The sequence below is a fragment of the Solibacillus sp. FSL R7-0668 genome, assembly GCF_038006205.1.
Taxonomy (GTDB): domain Bacteria; phylum Bacillota; class Bacilli; order Bacillales_A; family Planococcaceae; genus Solibacillus.
The window spans coordinates 3,693,044-3,710,853 of record NZ_JBBOUU010000001.1; the positions used below are offsets into that span (position 1 = coordinate 3,693,044).

The window sequence follows — 17,810 nt, forward strand, 5'->3', positions numbered from 1 at the left end:
CCATTATCATACAAAACTCTCTCGCATTACGCTATTTCAAACACTTATCTAAATGCCTTTAATACTTGCCATACCTGTACTTTTTCCTCAAAGGACTTTATATTTTTTCCCGGGATTGGACTTGTGGAAGGCATTTTTTCATAAGCTCGGTTTCCAAGTACCTGTAAACCAACATGCTTTTTAAAAACATCAAAGCTCTTTCCACCATTAAACAACACGAGTTGAATTTGCGGGTATTGTTGAAATAAGGCTTCAAAATTATTCGGTACTTCATTTTTAATCGTTGCATCTAAGCTACCTTTTCTTTCGCAGCTCGCAATGGAGTCCCATAGCCCGATGTAATTGGCACGTAAAAGTGCGATTCGTTCTTCATAGCTATCTGGGATTTCAATATGAAACAATTCACCGATAATTGGCCAAAAGTGATTGCGTGCATTGCCGTAATATTGCTGTTTGTCGAGCGACTGCTTACTTGGCATAGAGCCAACAACCAAGACACGTGTGTTTTCGTCCACAATCGGCGGTAGGATATTTTGAATCGGTTGCATCTTGTTATACTCGCTCATAAACAACCTTCCCAGCTACAACAGTTTTCAAAGCGATTGTTTGTAAAATTTCCTCTGATGCACAGGTTAATAAATCACGATCTAAAATTGTAAAATCGGCATCATAGCCCTCTTTTATTAATCCGCGCTCATGCTCCTTACAAATCGCCTGCGCACTACCGAACGTATACATTCTCACCGCTTCGTAGCGCGATAATTTTTGGGCAGCATCATAGCCATCATGCGTATCGCCCGCCTTTTTACGTTCCACTGCCGCATAAATCGTTTCAAACGGGCTAATGGCTTCAATCGGTGCATCTGTTCCCGCTGCACAAATAAGACCTTGTTCTATAAATGTTTTCCATGCATAAATATGCCCAGCTCGATTATGCCCTAGTTTTTCGAGCACCCATGGAAAATCAGACGTCACAAAGGCCGGCTGCAAATCTAAAATAACCGGTAGCTGTTTAATCCGCTGTAATTGGCAATCTGAAATATAGCAGCAGTGAATTAAACGATCACGCTTGCCTTGAGGTACAGGATATTTTTCTAAATATGTAAGCACTTGCTCCACACCCGCATCGCCAATTAAATGAATCGCTACAGCTTCATTATAATGACGGGCTAATTGAACAAGAGTCTCGATTTGATCATTCGTATGAATAAGCATGCCTTTATTCGTTGGATCATTTGCATAAGGCTCAAGAAGTGCGGCAGTCGAACCCCCAAAGGAGCCATCTGCATAAAACTTCATCGCACCTGGCTCAATAAATGGTTCGTTAAAGGACGCCTGCTGCTCATTCATCTGTTCAAATACGGCATGATGGCGCAATAAATTAACACGGAAATGTTGATGCACTCCAATCGTTCTATGATAGGCCGTTAATGGATTGGTATAGTCACCAAAGTAACTCATCTCCTCCGTATGACCACCTGTTAAGCCGTACTGTTGCATATCTGCAATTGCCAGCTCGAGCGAATGTACTAAACTGTCAATATACGCCTCCCCCTGCTGCTGAAAGGTTTCGGACACTACATTCATCGCTTGTTCATATATTAAGCCATTCAGCTGACCATCTTCAGTGCGTCCAAACTTTCCACCTTTAGGATCTGGTGTTGTAGATGAAATATTCGCTTGTTCAAGTGCTGCTGAATTCACAAGCGCAACATGGTGACAAATGCGATTTAAATACATAGGATGAGACGTTACCATATCGAATTGCTCTTTTGTCGGAATAGTGCTGTCTGTAAATTGATTTTCATTCCAACCTTCTCCGATTAGCCACTGACCCGGTTGGAGCTTATTTGAAGCTTCACCAATCAATTGCAAAAGCTGTTCGCCACTTTTAGCATGTGTTAAATCCAAACGCTTCAGCTTTTCACCATGCCCTATCATGTGTAAATGACTATCAACAAAGCCCGGATACATAACCGCGCCCTGTAAATCGATTATTTCGTCTGCTAGAGGCTGTAACGCATCGAGCGTTCCCGTTGCAAGAATTTTCCCACTCTCTACAAGTACAGCTTGCACTATTTCCCATTCATATTCCATTGTATAAATAACGCCATTTGTCCACAGTTGCCTCATTGTAATATCCCCATTCTACATATCAAAAACTTGTCGTGTATACGGCTCTCCAATATTCATATGGTCTAAAATTGATTCATATGAGCCTTTGTGAATAAACGTGATTTCCTCAAGTTCTGCGAAATTTTCAAAATAAGATTTCGCTAATGTTTCTACAAACATCGATGCCCCAGCCGAACCTTGAATGGTATAAACATCATCACCTAAATTTAAAATCAAGCTCTTATTGTCATTCTCAAAGGTATAATCCAATAGCTCAACCTCATGCTGATTAACATGTTCAAAAATAAACGGTACTAAATCTGCATCATTCCCTGTAAAGGATTCTTCATATGGCATCGTATATTCTGCATTGCTATCCGCTTTATAAAGTACAATTGTTTCTGCTTCTTCTAATTTTCCTTGTCCCGTATTCGTAGGCTCTTTTTTATCCGTCCCACAAGCAGCCAACACAACGGTCATCAATAATACAAAAACTAGCTTTTTCATGCGCTCCCACTCCTTATGATGTATTAACTTTACGATAACGAAAATAATCTAAATTTTCAAATACCAACTACACCGAGGCATAATTGCGTACGTATTTTTAAGCTCGTTAAAAAAACCCCCTTATCACTATGTAAAAAGGGGGGCATTTTCATTTGATATAGCTCTGGATTTCTTGAATAATCTCTGTTAATTCTCGATCCGTCGTTTGGATACGAATGAATTCACTTTCTAATGCATGGAATTCTTCAACAAAACGCTGGCGCAATGCTTCATCATTTAATTGGTCGTCTAAAAAGCCTCGACCACGTGCATCTAAACGCAATTGACGCTCACCTTCTTCTACATCTAAATAGAATATGTAGTCTGGCTTTCGGATTGTGTAAAGTTCTGTTTCGTATTCATATTTTACATCCACACCCTTTGCTCGGTGCGAAACAACGGTATCGATAAAATGGCGAATACAATAAATATTATGGTCATGCTCAGCCATTTTTTCATTGATTACCTCTGTTAATTGAACATTTGATGCTAAGTAGTATAAATAGTGTGCGGTTGGTGACTGATGGAATAACTTTTCATCAATATCATGGCGATTTGATGAAAATGGATATGGCGGTGATTTTAATAATGAAGAACCTGGATCTTCGAAGTGCAATTGATCGCCAACTGTACTCGTACCACTGCCATCTAAACCTGTAATAACAACTAATTTACCCATGAAAGTTCATCTCCTTTCGAATCCTCAAAAATGTACCATACTTCCACTATTTCGTAAATGAATCCTAGTATAACTGTTCATATATCGTCACAATAATTTCCAGACAAATACCAAGAAAGAAAATAAAATATTTTCTAAAAATATTGACAATGAATATTCACTACACTAATATTAAGGAACACTAAATAATTTAAACTAAGTAAAGGAGGCAATGACCATGATGAACCCAATTGTAAAATTACAACCAAACTATACAACATCATACATGCCTACCTTAACTCTTTGTTTTAAATGTTAATTCGAACGTAAATAAAAGGGCACAGGTATGGTTATATCTGCGCCCTTTTTCGTTTTGACACCTTTTCGAAAAATCGGATTGGTGTCTTTTTTGTTTGTATGACAGACAAAACGACAGATATTTAGTGAAAAAATTCTTGGGAGGGCTTTGTATGATGATTTTCATGCAACGAAAACTATTAAGACAGGATCTCTATGACGATGGGTAGCTACTTAGCAAACTTCAAAGAAAGAAGGTACACAACTAATGTTTAATGTGTTTGTCAAAATGAAATGGTTTTTTAAAGAATACCGTAAACAATACATGCTCGCGATTACATTACTAATGATTGCGAGCGTTATCGAAGTCTTGCCTCCTATGATTTTAGGGGAAGCGATTGACTCGATGACGAACGGTGAAATGAGTAGTACACTGCTATACAAGTATATCGGCTTCATTCTTGTTGCAGCAGCGGTGAGCTATGCACTGAATTTTGTATGGCAATATCAGCTATTTGGTGGCTCGATTGCCTTAGACCGTATTTTACGAAAAAAATTAATGCATCAATTTTTACAAATGACGCCGACGTTTTATGAAAAGAATCGTACGGGTGATTTAATGGCCAAAGCAACAAACGACTTAAATGCTGTTACCTTAACAGCAGGCTTTGGGATTATGACATTAATTGATTCGACTGTATTTATGGCACTCATTATTTTAGCGATGGGCTTCTTCATCTCTTGGAAGCTCACATTCTTTTCTATGCTCCCTATTCCGATTATGGCGATTATTATCCAATATTTAGGTAAAATTGTTCATGAGCGCTATATGATCGCACAAGGGGCATTCGGCGAAATGAATGATAGCGTTTTAGAATCAGTCGCTGGAACACGTGTTATTCGTGCCTATGTTCAGGAAACAAAAGACGAAGAGCGCTTTAGTGAGATGAGCGAAAATATTTTCGCAAAAAACATGCGTGTTGCTTACATTAATGGTCTGTTCATGCCGATTACGAAAATCGGTACGGGCATATGCTATGTCATTGCGCTTGGCTACGGTGCAGTGCTTGTTTCGAATAACCAATTATCCGTAGGTCAGCTTGTTTCATTTAATGTTTATTTAGGTTTAGCGATTTGGCCGATGTTTGCAATTGGAGAGTTAATCAATGTTATGCAGCAAGGGAGTGCTTCATTAGACCGTGTTCAAGACACATTAGACTATGAGGCAGATGTGAAAAACCCTGCGCATGCAACAGCCTTTACATCACCAAACACGATTGGATTCTCGGAGTTCACGTTCCAATATCCATTATCTCAAGCAAAAAACTTACAGCAAATTTCGCTGAATTTACAAAAAGGGCAAACGCTAGGTATCGTAGGAAAAACAGGTGCTGGTAAGACGACGTTCATTCGTCAATTACTGCGTGAATACCCTCTTGGTGATGGTCATATCGTCATTAACGATACGGACTTAGCAAACATGAACAAAGAACAAGTTTTAGACTGGATTGGCTATGTACCACAAGATCATGTGTTGTTCTCACGTACGATTCGAGAAAACATATTATTTGGTAAAGAGGAGGCAACGAAAGCTGACATTGATGAAGCCATTCGTTTAGCCGATTTCGAAAAAGACTTAGCCAATTTACCACTTGGCATTGAAACTCTTGTTGGTGAAAAAGGGGTGTCTTTATCAGGTGGACAAAAACAGCGTGTATCCATTGCACGTGCTTTAATTAAAGACCCAGAAATTTTAATTTTAGATGATTCGTTATCCGCGGTAGACGCGAAAACCGAATCAAAAATTATCGAAAACATTCAAACAGAGCGTGCTGGAAAAACGACGATTATTTCAACACATCGCTTATCAGGAATCCAACATGCCGACGAAATTATCGTGCTGGATGATGGACTGATTGTAGAGCGCGGTACACATGAAGAGCTTCTTCTATTAGGTGGCTGGTATAAAGAACAATTCGACCGCCAGCAGCTTGAGGAGGTGGAATCATGAGTACGTCAAAAAGACTTTATCTCTACGCATTACAATTTAAAAAGCCGATTTCAATCGGGTTATTCTTACTAACAATTGCCGTTGCTACCGATATTGCAGGGCCATTTATCGCCAAATATATTATCGACCATTACATGACACCAGGAAGCATCGAAGCAAGACCAATCATTATTTTACTTTCGATTTTCTTCCTACTTTCTGTGTTAACCGCTGTATTCCGCTATGCGATGAATATTTTCTTGCAGCGCGGCGCAAATCATGTTGTTCAACAGCTACGTAAAGATATTTTTGGACATATTCAAAAGCTACCAATTGAATACTTTGATAACTTACCAGCCGGAAAAGTTGTTGCCCGAGTAACAAATGATACGGAGGCAATTCGAAACCTTTACGTAACAGTACTTTCTCAATTTGCCAACAGCTTTATTACAATTGCAGGCGTCTATATTGCGTTATTCATTTTAAATTGGAAAATGGCGTTATTTGCGCTACTGTTAATTCCAATTGTCTATGCATGGATGATTTTATACCGCAAATACGCATCACAATACAACCACGTGATTCGTACAAAAATCGCGGATATTAACGCGATGATTAACGAATCCATTAATGGGATGACGATTATTCAGGCGTTTCGTCGCGAGGAGCAAATGAAGGCTGAATTCGATGAGATGAACGACGAACACTATGCCTACAACCGTAAATTATTAATTTTAGATTCTGCGACAAGTCATAACTTAGTTAATATTCTGCGCTTGTTGATGTTTGCTGTATTTGTCTACTATTTCGGTACTCAATCGATGACTTTACCAGAGGCCATATCGGCGGGTACTTTATATGCATTCGTTGATTACATCACACGTTTATTCAATCCAATCACGAATCTAGTCAACCAATTCTCTCAATTAGAACGTTCACTTGTTGCAGGTTCTCGTGTGTTTGAACTACTAGACCAAAAAGGTGAAGATGTTAGTCTAAAACGCATTGATCGCTATAAAGGTAATGTTGTATTTGATAATGTATCGTTTGCTTACAAAAACAACGACTACGTATTAAAAAACATCAACTTTGAAGCAAAGCAAGGTGAGACGATTGCCCTTGTTGGTCATACCGGCTCAGGGAAAAGCTCAATTATGAACCTATTATTCCGCTTCTACGATCCACAAAAAGGGCGAATCGTTATTGATGGGCAGGACATTACAAAGCTGCCGCGCCAAGCAATTCGTGAGCATATGGGCATCGTATTACAAGATCCTTACTTGTTTACAGGAACCATTGCATCAAACGTGAGCTTAAATGATGCGCGTATTACACGTGAAATGGTGGAAAAGGCGTTAGAGGCAGTTGGTGGCGAGCGTGTATTAGCGAAATTTGAAAAAGGGATTGATGAGCCTGTCATTGAAAAAGGAAGTACGCTTTCTTCAGGTCAGCGCCAACTTATTTCCTTTGCACGTGCCTTAGCATTTGACCCCGCCATTTTAATTTTAGATGAAGCGACTTCGAATATTGACTCAGAAACTGAGGAAATTATTCAACACGCGATGGACGTCTTAAAGCAAGGCCGTACAACGTTCATCATCGCACACCGTTTATCAACAATTAAAAATGCTGATAAAATCCTAGTATTAGACCGTGGCGAAATTGTTGAGCAAGGTAACCACGACGAGCTCGTAGCCTTAGGTGGGAAATATGAGCTAATGTACCGATTGCAGTCAGGTGCACTAACTTCATAACATTGAAAGGCGTATGGCCTCTTCACTTTGAAGACTCCATACGCCCTTTTATTATTTTAATAATTTTTTATTTGGCCAATAGGACCATTTACCAAACACCGTAATCAATGCTGGCACGAGCAGTGGACGTACGACAAATGTATCCAGTAATATACCAACTGCTGTTACGATACCAAACTGAACTAATAATTGAATCGGTAATGAGGCCAATACTAAGAATGTTCCGGCTAAAATTAAGCCTGCTGACGTTATCACTGCCCCTGTTGACGCAATCCCTTCACTAATCGCCTTTTTATGCTCGATCCCATGCTTACGATTTTTCCAAATGTCTGAAATCATGAAAATATTATAATCATTTCCAAGCGCAATAATAAATACAAAGCTGTACAACGGAATAGCACTCGCCATTGCTTCATGCCCTAAACCATAATGAATGATTAACCAACCCGCGCCTAGTGCCGAGAAGAATGAAATCACCACGGTAATCATTAATTGAATCGATGTAATAACCGCACGTAAATAGACTAACAATACAACAAAAATAATCATAATCATTACTGGTTGAATGAGCTTTTCATCACCAAGTTGTACAACCTTGTTATCTAACTGTGAACTCGTTTCACCACCAATCCAAAATGCCCCGTCAGCTAAGCTATGATCTGCTAAAATCGACTTCACATCAATTTTCATTTGCTTAATATCATCCATTGCTGCATTTGAATAGGGATCTTTATTTAACTCAATTTCATAAAGCTGGATATTTGCATTCGTTTCACCTGTACGCACATCTTTCACTACCCCAACATAAGGTAAATTGGCTAGTTGCTCGCCAATATTTATCTCCTTACCTTGTGTATCTACTAATAACTGTACAGGCGCTAACTCACCAGCCGTGAAATTTTCCTCGATGATCGTAAAACCTTCACGTGACTGCATATCTTCTGGGAATGAAGAAATTAAATCGTAATTGTATTTTATATTCGTTGAGGTAAATGCTAAGCCAATTAAAATTGCACCTGCAACTACGATTACTAACAACGGTTTTGCCGTTACAAATTCCCCTACTGCACGCATAAAACGATGGTTTTCTTTTCGAGCTTTTAGCGCTTTGTTTTTCTTTTCTGCTTGTGCCTTTTCTGCTATCTCTGTACGAGGAATAAATGGCCAAAAAGCCGCGCGCCCCAAAATGCCGAGAATAGCTGGTAATAGTGTCACAACGGCAAAACCGGTAATAAGTACCCCAAAACTAAACGGGACTGCGAAGCGCTGGAATGCACCATAGTCTGCCAACCCCAATGTAGCCAACCCGATTACAACGGTTAAACCACTCATAACAATAGCACCTGTTGATTCGCGAACTGCCTGTGCAAGTGCTGTAAATTTATTTTCCTCCGTTAATAATTTGTCACGATAACGCGTGATTAAAAATAAACAATAATCTGTCCCAGCACCGAATAAGAGGACAATCATAATCGATACGGCTTGTGCATCCTTATCAATCCATCCATTTTCAGCCATTGCCCCGAGTAATGGACTCACGACTAAAAAGGCAATTCCTACAACAGCTAAGGGAATAATCGCTAAAATTGGCGAACGATAGATGACCAATAAGATCACTAAAATAATGATGACGGTTGCAATCATTAACTGTACATCAGCCGATTTAAAAAGGTCTGTAGCATCTACCGAAATCCCAACTGGACCTGAGAAGCGTGCATGTAAGCCTTCATCTTCTAGCTTATTTTCGTATGGATTTTCACCAAATTGCACTTCGGTTTTTTCAGCTAACACTTGTAAATTTTCTTTTAATACTTCCGTTGTTTCGTCCGCTGAAAAGAAAATTGGCGTTACAAGCGCAGCACCATTTTCTGATAGTGAACCCATTAACGCCTGCACGGGCATTTCATGGAATGGCGGAATCGTTTCTTGCCCTGGTAATGGATTTTGTGCTAATTCCTTATAAAGCCCTTGAATATTTGTTACATCTTGTTCTGTTAAACCGGATTCGTTATACCATGTAATCAATAGCGGAATCCCACTATCTGTAGCAAATTGTTCCTCGATGATTTTTCCAGCTTGAATCGATGTATATGTTTCTGGAATTTCTTCGCCAGCATAATTTTCCACACTGTTAATTTGCGGGAAAATAAATGCTAAAACGAACGCAAATACAATCCATAATGCTGCAACAACCCAGCGTGTATTTTTCCCGCCCATTAAACTTCCCCATTTTTCTAATGGATGCTTCGACATGACTCGTTCAACCCCTTCTTTTTTCATAATTAAGTAATTTGCCAACTAAACTTAAATATCCTTCACCAACATTATACAAACATTGTACAAGAAATGAAAAAGATTTGACAAGGGTTTTTATTTTCGCTTCAATAGAACTAATTATTACTACAATCATAGGGAGGTGTCATTTTGCCTGAACAAACCTACTCCATTCAACAAATATCGGAGTTAACTGGATTATCTAAGCAACTCATCCGTAAATGGGAAGACCGCTATCAAATCATTCAACCACAACGACTAGCAAATGGTTATCGTGTGTATACCCACAACGAGCTACAAGTATTAACCACAATTAATGAACTCATTAACACTGGGTTCAGCGTAAGCCAAGCTGTCGAACATTATAAAAAAAAGTTAGCACAACCAAAACAAGATGATACACAAGCAATCCTCAAAGCATTAATCATTGCTGGAACACAGGCTGATGAACATCAGTTATTACATTTACTTGAGAAAGCACATCATCATTTCGGTGTCGAAAAATTACTCGAGAAAATAATTATTCCGTTTCTACATGAAGTTGGACAGTTGTGGTGTGAGCGAGCATGGGGGGAATATCAGGAAGCTATTAGTAGTCAAACGGTACGTGATTTTTTAACACATATTCGTCGTCAATTTTTTGTAAAACAAGATGCACCTCTCGTATTAGGAAGCTGTCTACCTGGAGAACGACATGAAATCCCTATGCACATATTACTTATTCAATGTATGCTGCGAGGCTATCAAACAATGATGCTCGGTCCTTCACCAGCACCGACCGCAATTCAATCAACCATCGCGTTAAAAAAGCCAAAAATCGTCTTGTTATCAGGATCAACAGATGTACCCTTTACCGAGCATGCCGAAGTTATCCAAAAGCTCGAAAAATTAGCTACAGGTCACCAAGGTATCACATTTTATATTGGCGGGGCTGGTTCCGAAAAGTATTATAAACCATTCAAACTTCAAGCACTTAAGCTCTCCCATTCCATTCATGATATTTTGCCAACATCATACTAGGAAAGGATATATTTTTTTGTATTAAAAAAGGAATTGGAAGTTTCTCACCTCCAATTCCTTTTGCTTAAATAAGCTGTAAAGTTGTGACACAAGTTCCGTCTTCCTCAAATGTCGTCAAGTCTCCCGAAACCTTTTTGCCGTCATGGCTCAGTTCAATAACATAGGCCTCATCACGTGGTAGCCATAAATCAATAAAGCCGTTTTGCATAGTTGTCATCGTTTCATCGACAAGCACTTCACCGTTTTCATTTTCAATCAATACATCGATTTCTTTCCCTACAAGCTCCCCTTGGCAACCTGTTAAGCTATGATCTTTACAAGGATGTGTTTCATTGATATAGGGTGCAATTGATATGAAAAATTCATCCTCTGGTAATGCATATACCGTTTCGTTGGCATCTGCATCCATTACAATTAATTGCTGTGACGTAATCGATGCTTTTTCAGCCGTTGTTTTATTGCTGCTATAATTAGCTACTAATCCTTTAATATCATCGGTTTGCCCTTGTGTGACAGTTGGCGTTTTTTGCTCTTGCTGCTCGCTTTGTGCTTCTTTTTCAGCGATGCCCTCACTTACCGTTTGATCATCACCACATGCTGCTACTATTGCTACTGCTAAAAAGGCTGGAACTGCAAATTTCCATTTCATCGAATCATTACCTCCTACATTTCTTCCTATTGTAATTGAAGTAAGTAAAAATAACTGTGAACAATACGGGACATTTCTATGACATGTTATAATTTCGCTCGTTTATACAAAATCCTGTTGTTATGAGCGATATAATCCTTTCAAATACATTGCTACGCGATCAATTTCCGGATAAATGGTTGATTCATTGATTCCAACGATATTCAACGCCTGCTTAATACTTTTTTTGTAGGCGCTCGGAATAATCAATTTCACCTTTAATCCATCTGCATTTCGAAGGCGTAGTTGATTTAGCGAAGCAATACAATCCTCTCGATTTTGTAGCCCACCGACGATGAACGCCCCGCTTTGACGAATAATTCGATGATTATTTTGCAATGGCTTTACAAAATGAGGCTTCACCAGCTGTAACGGGTCCATCTGCAACCCTTGATTCATCGTAAGGCGACCAATACGCTTCGTTATTTGCTTTACTTCATATTGTGCATTAAAGGTTTCCAGCATTTCTAAATGTATATGATGGATCGCCGTATCTGCTTGTTCAATGTATTTAGTGCGTAAATCATCTGACGCGATTGCTTTTAATTCCTCATGAAGCTGTACTTGAATCGGCTCCACCTTTTGCTCATAGTCACGCACAAAATGCTCCGCCAAATGCTTCAAATGTAGCTTTTCAGAAAAAGTAAGCTTCGCCATCGCACAGGCAATTTCGATTGTATCATTATCATAATATAATACGTCTTCTGGCTTTTGATTGAAAATAATGATCTCTCCATCCCGATCATTAATACTATCGGCAGCAAAGAAGATCGCCACCAATAAATTAGTCGTGACATCCAGCAGTCTTGTTGGCATCGAATAATGCTGCATCGTCGTTAAAATATCTAAATGCGACGTTGCTTTCTCAAAATCCTGTGGACATTTAATTTGCAGCTCATAATGCATTTTGTCCTCATTTACTAAGTATTGCTCTGTCCTAAAAATACTTGGCAGCAAATAAAAATTACTGTCTACTTGACCACGGTAATAATAATTTAATGTAACACGCTTAATTTGCTTTTCAAATGCCTCTTCTGCGTGATCATCCGGAACTTCCGTAGCAATATCACGTTCAAGGACATTCGGTTCAGAGGTGCGTGACTCATTAATATCAATCACCTCTTTAATAATCTTATGTAGTCGCTTCCCCATAAAAACTGGTAGCACTTCGGTTGGATCATATGCATAGGCCTTACCAAAACAGTGTACGACATGATATTTATTTAAGTTAATTTGGTCTACGAGCAACTGTTTATTTTTATTAGAAACCTTCCCTTTTCGATCCATTAAAAAATCATCTAAACATATATAATCATTACATTTCAGTATTAATTCCATTGCTTCAATTAATTCCGTTAATTTTTGAGCTTCCACACTGTCACCTTCTAAGTCAATTCGTTACTTTTATTATAGTCTGCCTGCAAGAGAAACACTATTGAATCTACCAATGCCCCACACTTAACTTGCGATTCCATTTTCTTCATGTCATAATCCTAGGCAATGAATTCGTTTAAAGGATGCGATCTGTTTTGAGAAAAATATTACTTGTAGATGATGATGATGCAATTTTAAAATTGCTCGAAACTTATTTTAAGAAATGGCAATATACGACACTAACCGCTACGAATGGCCAACAAGCACTCCAAGCTATGGATGAGACCATCGATTTAGCAATTGTTGATGTCATGATGCCACTCCTTGACGGTTTTGAATTAACAAAGCGCCTTAAAGAAGAATGGGAAATCCCTGTACTTTTACTTACTGCCCGTACACAGCTAGAAGATAAACGTACGGGCTTTTATGCAGGTGCTGATGACTATTTAGTTAAACCGTTTGAACCAGAGGAATTATTGTTCCGTATACAAGCTATCTTACGGCGCTACGATAAACCAACCGAAAACAAAATAAGTTGTGGCGATTTACTGTTAAAGCGTGATCAATATGAAGTACAAAAAGGAGCATTTACCCTTGTATTACCATACAAAGAATTTGGATTACTCGCTATTTTATGCAGTCGCCCTCGCGTATACGAAAGACTGTACTTGATGGAGCAAGTATGGGGAGATGTTGTCAGTGATGATACATTAAACACACATATTAAACGCTTACGCGAAAAATTAGCCCGTTTAAAAAGCACGGTAACGATTAAAACTGTGCGCAACGTCGGCTATCAAATTGAGGTACTCGAATGAAAACGCTCTATAGCAAATTTACCGTATATACACTTGTCATTATGATTATGAGCTCCATTGTAGGTTTCTTAATAACTAACACCTTGTATCATCAAGTCGTAAAAGGACAAAATGACGAAAAGTATACGATGTTAGTTCAGGATATCGCAAGCTATATTGAGCAGCATCCCCCCACTTCTTTAGATGCCTATTTGACACAACTCGGTCAAATTGGCTATCAAATTTATTTAGTAGAAAACAACAACCAGCGGCAATTTTATGGTGCTAACTTTCGCTTAAACGAACTCTCTCAACCTGTTGTAGATTCTGTTCTTAGCGGTGAAACCTATCACGGCATAAAAGAATATCCTCAGCAATTATTTATTACGGGCTTTTTCGCAAATGACCTTAAAAACACTGTTGGAATGCCTTTTACGTACAATAACCAAACTTATGCCATGTTTGTTCGATTAGATATCAAACTTTTATTTAACGAAGTCCACTTTATATTAGGGGCTTTATTAGTTTTAATTCCGCTAATCAGTATTATCGCTATGATATTGGCCGCAGCCTATTTAATAAAGCCAATTCAGTATTTATCAGCAGCCACGAAGCTAGTCGCGGGCGAAAATTTCGATGCTTACGTAGAGCTTTCACGTCAAGACGAAATTGGCGTCTTAGCAAGGAACTTCAATTTTATGACAGAAGAATTAAAAAAACAGCGGGAGTCTCAGAAAGAGTTTATACGAAATGTTTCTCATGATTTCCAAACACCGCTTCAAAACATTAAAGGCTATGCAGCACTTATCCAACAGCATCGTGAAGATCCGCTGTTACAGGAATATAGCTCTATTATTGAAGCAGAAAGTAATCGACTTTCCTATTTAACAAAACAATTACTGCTTTGGCAAAATGCACCAAAACTAGCCAAGCAGCGTCAACTTTTTTCACTCGATCAGCTCATTAAGGAAGTCGTTCAAGATTACCAATGGTCCCTCCAGCAAAAACAAATAACGGTCTGGATGGAACTTGAAGAAGTGACCATGTTAGGAAACGAAACACTGTTAACATATGCAATTGAAAATATTTTATCCAATGCAATTAAGTACGGACATAAACAAGGAGAAATTACAATTACTAGTCAACAAAAAGCACAACATGTTGAACTAGCAATTCAAGATAACGGCATTGGGATTGCAGAGCAGGAAATACCTTTTATTTTCGAGCCCTTCTATCGAATAGATACTTCAAGAACTACGAACGGCACTGGCTTAGGGCTTGCCATTGTTAAGCAAGTAATTGACATGCTTAACGGCTCAATCGAAGTGCATTCAATTGAACACGAAGGCACAACATTTATAATGCACTTACCTCACCATTAATTCAGATTCAGTTCAGATTGCACGTTTATACTCTCCTTATCTACTAAATAAGGAGAGATTTTTTATGGAGAAAAAATGGAGTATTCGACTTATTCAACTTGCGGCTATTTTCGGCATGGTTGGCGTAATAATCGGTTCTGATATGTCAGGTTCAGGCAATTATCAACTACGTGCCATTCACGCTCATATTTTAGTTGTGGGATGGTTATCTATATTTGCATGGGGGTTATTTTACCGTGTGTATACCGTGCGTTCAAAAAAACTAGTAAACTTCCATGCATGGACAGCCGTCATTGGTTCGATTGGGCTGACAATTGGGATGCTGCTATACAATGTAAACCCTTTGAATTTAAGCGAAACATTTACGCTCATTTTCTTTATCATAGGCGGATCGATTTTAATGATTAGTTTTGCCATCTTTATTTGGATTACTTTTACTTTAAAATCTGAGGAATTGTAAAAATTGAGAGAAAAAAAATTATGGATTGGAATTTTAGCTGCATGGCTCATTGTCATGATGACGCTTTCTATGGTAGCACCATCATCTAAAGAAATGAAAGCCCCTATGACAAATAGTGGGTTACCAGCAGATTTCCAATCTATTGAAGCTACTAAATTAGCTGAAGAATACTTTCCTAGTGACAACGGGGTTCCTTTATTTGTCGTATTTTCACAAGACAACAAATTCACCCAAGAGGCAATTACAGAATACAGTAAAAACCTGAATGACGTTTTATCGCAACATCCATTCCGTATAATCGAGTTTGCTCAATTACCACCTGTCTCTCAGCAATCATTTATTAGCGAAGATGGCAACACATTCTTCGTTCCGGCCTTTTTAACAGCCGAATTAGAAAATAAACAGCTGAAAAAAATGCTTGATACGATTAAAGAGGACATGGCTAAGCTTGATTCAGTTGAAGTAGACTTCACTGGTCCTGTAGGGATTATTTCAGATACGTACGAAATGTTCTCAAAAGCTGACGTTGTATTAATGCTCGCAACGATTGCTGTAATCTTTATTATTTTAATCGTTATTTACCGTTCGTTTATTTTAGCACTTCTACCATTGATTGGTGCGACTATTGCGTACGAGGTTGTTAACCGATTAATCGGATTGTTCGGAGATATGGATTTATTTACTGTCGAGGGACAAGCCTTATCGATTATGATGATTTTACTGTTTGCTGTTATTACCGATTATTCATTACTATTATTCGCTCGCTATAAAGAGGCAATTTTAGCAGGTTTAGCACCTACACCTGCGATGAAACAAGCGATTTCACAAGTAAAAGAGCCAATCCTATTTAGTGGTGGTACTGTTTTAATGAGTATGCTTACACTGTTCTTCGCAGTGTACGAATCATATCGCAACTTCGCACCAGTGTTTGGTATTGCGATGTTCGTCATGATTCTTGCCGGTTTAACTTTAATGCCTGCATTATTCGCTATTGCAGGTAAACGTAGCATCAAGGCACAAAAAAAATCTAATAAAGAACCATTCTGGGATCGTTTCAGTAAGTACGTAACCAACAGTCCATTTAAAGTAATGATGCCAATTATTGCGGTACTTGTATTTTGTATTACATTATTTATGCCTGCGAACTATATGTTCAATTTACTTGATTCATTCCCCGATGATATGTCATCCGTACAAGGTTATGATCAATTAAGTGAAGCATTCAGTGAAGGGGATATTGCTCCGAGTACAGTTGTTTTAGAAAGTAAATCAACTTTAGATGAAGAAGATGTTCGAGCTTTCATGGACGATTTAAAAGCACATGATTCAGTCGCTAACGTTCATTCATTAAATTTCACTGAAGATCAAAAGGTCGCAAAATTCACGTTAATCTTTGACAGCAATCCATATGTGAAAGAAACGTTCCAGTCATTACGTACAATACTTGATGAACAAGATGACATTTTAAAAAAGTATGAGTTAGAAGATAGCAAAATGTGGATTGGCGGCGAAACAGCGATCCATGCAGATATAGAAGACGTAAATAAAAAGGATACATTATTGATTCCAATTTTAATGTCTGTATTAATTTTCATTACATTGTTAGTACAAACACGTTCAGTATTATTCTCATTAGTTATTTTAGGTAGTATTTTAATGTCCTTCTTCGCAACAATGGGAATTACCGTCTTTACGTTCCAAACATTGTTTGATTATGAAGGAATCAGCTATCGCATCCCGCTATATACGTTTATTTTCTTAGTAGCGCTTGGTGTGGATTACTCGATCATGATGATTTCCCGCATCAAGGAGGAGCAAAAGAATTATCCTACATTTAAGGAAGCTGTTCAGCACGGTTTAGCTAAAACAGGTGGTGTTATTTCATCTGCCGGCTTAATTTTAGCTGCTACTTTTACTGTTTTAATTACACAACCAGTTGCTGAATTACGTGTATTCGGCTATGCTGTAGCAGTTGGGATTATTATTGATACTTTCTTAATTCGACCAATTGTTATTCCAGCATTATTAGTAAAACTAAAAAAATAATATTAAAGAGCTGTAACGAAAAGGTTATTTCCTTTTCACTACAGCTCTTTTTCTAATTTTTAAAATCCAAGTTTTCTTCCTCTAATGCTATTTTTAAAATTGGCATCGTAGCTGGGCCTACACCATGTAAGGCTAAGATCTCTTTTTCACTGTATTCGGCCAGCTGCTCTAGCTCTGTTATACCTTCATAAATTAACGCATTGCGCGCAGGTGAAGAAAGTCTTGCTAAAAACCCTTCAGTCGGCTTGTTTTCCTGCTCGCATTTTGGACAGGTACCACAATCTGTACTTTTATAATAACGATGCCCCTTTGGACAAATGCGTAAAGTTCGTTCGTGTTTTACGATAACGTCCACACTCCTTCAAACTGCTTTTGCATTTAATGTAGCGTATTACGGGCTGTCTTGTCG

At 38.4% G+C, this 17,810-nt stretch carries 15 protein-coding genes; 7 read left to right on the forward strand and 8 right to left on the reverse strand.

All coding sequences use genetic code 11. The features are described from left to right. Positions 1-44 precede the first annotated feature (44 nt). The 4 genes from MKX47_RS18415 to MKX47_RS18430 form a co-directional block, all read right to left on the reverse strand. A complete protein-coding gene (locus MKX47_RS18415) occupies positions 45-566 on the reverse strand; it encodes a DNA-deoxyinosine glycosylase (RefSeq protein WP_340777085.1) in 522 nt (173 codons plus the stop codon). After that, a complete protein-coding gene (locus MKX47_RS18420; RefSeq protein WP_340777086.1) occupies positions 553-2,133 on the reverse strand; it encodes an amidohydrolase in 1,581 nt (526 codons plus the stop codon). Before MKX47_RS18420 ends, MKX47_RS18415 begins: the two co-directional genes overlap by 14 nt. A gap of 15 nt (positions 2,134-2,148) precedes the next feature. Beyond that, a complete protein-coding gene (locus tag MKX47_RS18425; RefSeq protein ID WP_340777087.1) occupies positions 2,149-2,622 on the reverse strand; it encodes a fructose-2,6-bisphosphatase in 474 nt (157 codons plus the stop codon). A 148-nt stretch (positions 2,623-2,770) separates the two neighbouring features. Further along, the gene (locus tag MKX47_RS18430; RefSeq protein WP_340777090.1) at positions 2,771-3,340 is read right to left on the reverse strand and encodes a hypothetical protein; all 570 of its coding nucleotides are present in this window, start codon (positions 3,338-3,340) and stop codon (positions 2,771-2,773) included. 544 nt (positions 3,341-3,884) lie between these two features. On the opposite strand from MKX47_RS18430, the gene MKX47_RS18435 reads away from it, so the two are divergent. Then, complete coding sequence (locus tag MKX47_RS18435; RefSeq protein WP_340777091.1) at positions 3,885-5,627, forward strand: ABC transporter ATP-binding protein; 1,743 nt, start codon at positions 3,885-3,887, stop codon at positions 5,625-5,627. Then, entirely contained in the window at positions 5,624-7,360 is a 1,737-nt protein-coding gene (locus MKX47_RS18440) for an ABC transporter ATP-binding protein (protein ID WP_340777094.1), read from the forward strand. The genes MKX47_RS18435 and MKX47_RS18440 overlap by 4 nt, the downstream gene beginning before the upstream one ends. Before the next feature lie 51 nt (positions 7,361-7,411). Here the strand turns inward: MKX47_RS18440 and MKX47_RS18445 are convergent, their stop codons facing one another. Next, entirely contained in the window at positions 7,412-9,613 is a 2,202-nt protein-coding gene (locus MKX47_RS18445; RefSeq protein ID WP_340777095.1) for an MMPL family transporter, read from the reverse strand. Positions 9,614-9,784: 171 nt separating this feature from the next. Here MKX47_RS18445 and MKX47_RS18450 point away from each other — a divergent pair, with 171 nt between their 5' ends. Next, on the forward strand, positions 9,785-10,654 hold the full coding sequence (locus MKX47_RS18450) for a MerR family transcriptional regulator (RefSeq protein WP_340777098.1): 870 nt from the start codon (positions 9,785-9,787) through the stop codon (positions 10,652-10,654). A gap of 64 nt (positions 10,655-10,718) precedes the next feature. Here the strand turns inward: MKX47_RS18450 and MKX47_RS18455 are convergent, their stop codons facing one another. Further along, entirely contained in the window at positions 10,719-11,303 is a 585-nt protein-coding gene (locus MKX47_RS18455; RefSeq protein ID WP_340777100.1) for a CueP family metal-binding protein, read from the reverse strand. Positions 11,304-11,423: 120 nt separating this feature from the next. Beyond that, on the reverse strand, positions 11,424-12,716 hold the full coding sequence (locus MKX47_RS18460; RefSeq protein ID WP_340777102.1) for an FRG domain-containing protein: 1,293 nt from the start codon (positions 12,714-12,716) through the stop codon (positions 11,424-11,426). 155 nt (positions 12,717-12,871) lie between these two features. Between MKX47_RS18460 and MKX47_RS18465 the strand changes: the two genes are divergently transcribed. The 4 genes from MKX47_RS18465 to MKX47_RS18480 all read left to right on the forward strand — a co-directional run bounded on the left by MKX47_RS18465 (position 12,872) and on the right by MKX47_RS18480 (position 17,401). Then, positions 12,872-13,534 (forward strand): response regulator transcription factor, encoded by a 663-nt coding sequence (locus MKX47_RS18465; RefSeq protein ID WP_340777104.1) that lies wholly within the window; start codon positions 12,872-12,874, stop codon positions 13,532-13,534. Further along, a complete protein-coding gene (locus MKX47_RS18470) occupies positions 13,531-14,895 on the forward strand; it encodes a sensor histidine kinase (RefSeq protein WP_340777105.1) in 1,365 nt (454 codons plus the stop codon). The genes MKX47_RS18465 and MKX47_RS18470 overlap by 4 nt, the downstream gene beginning before the upstream one ends. 64 nt (positions 14,896-14,959) lie before the next feature. Further along, a complete protein-coding gene (locus tag MKX47_RS18475) occupies positions 14,960-15,355 on the forward strand; it encodes a hypothetical protein (RefSeq protein ID WP_340777106.1) in 396 nt (131 codons plus the stop codon). Between the two features lie 3 nt (positions 15,356-15,358). Continuing rightward, entirely contained in the window at positions 15,359-17,401 is a 2,043-nt protein-coding gene (locus MKX47_RS18480; protein ID WP_340777108.1) for an MMPL family transporter, read from the forward strand. Between the two features lie 52 nt (positions 17,402-17,453). Here MKX47_RS18480 and MKX47_RS18485 read toward each other — a convergent pair whose 3' ends face one another. Next, entirely contained in the window at positions 17,454-17,747 is a 294-nt protein-coding gene (locus MKX47_RS18485; protein ID WP_340777883.1) for an RNA polymerase alpha subunit C-terminal domain-containing protein, read from the reverse strand. Positions 17,748-17,810: the final 63 nt, after the last annotated feature.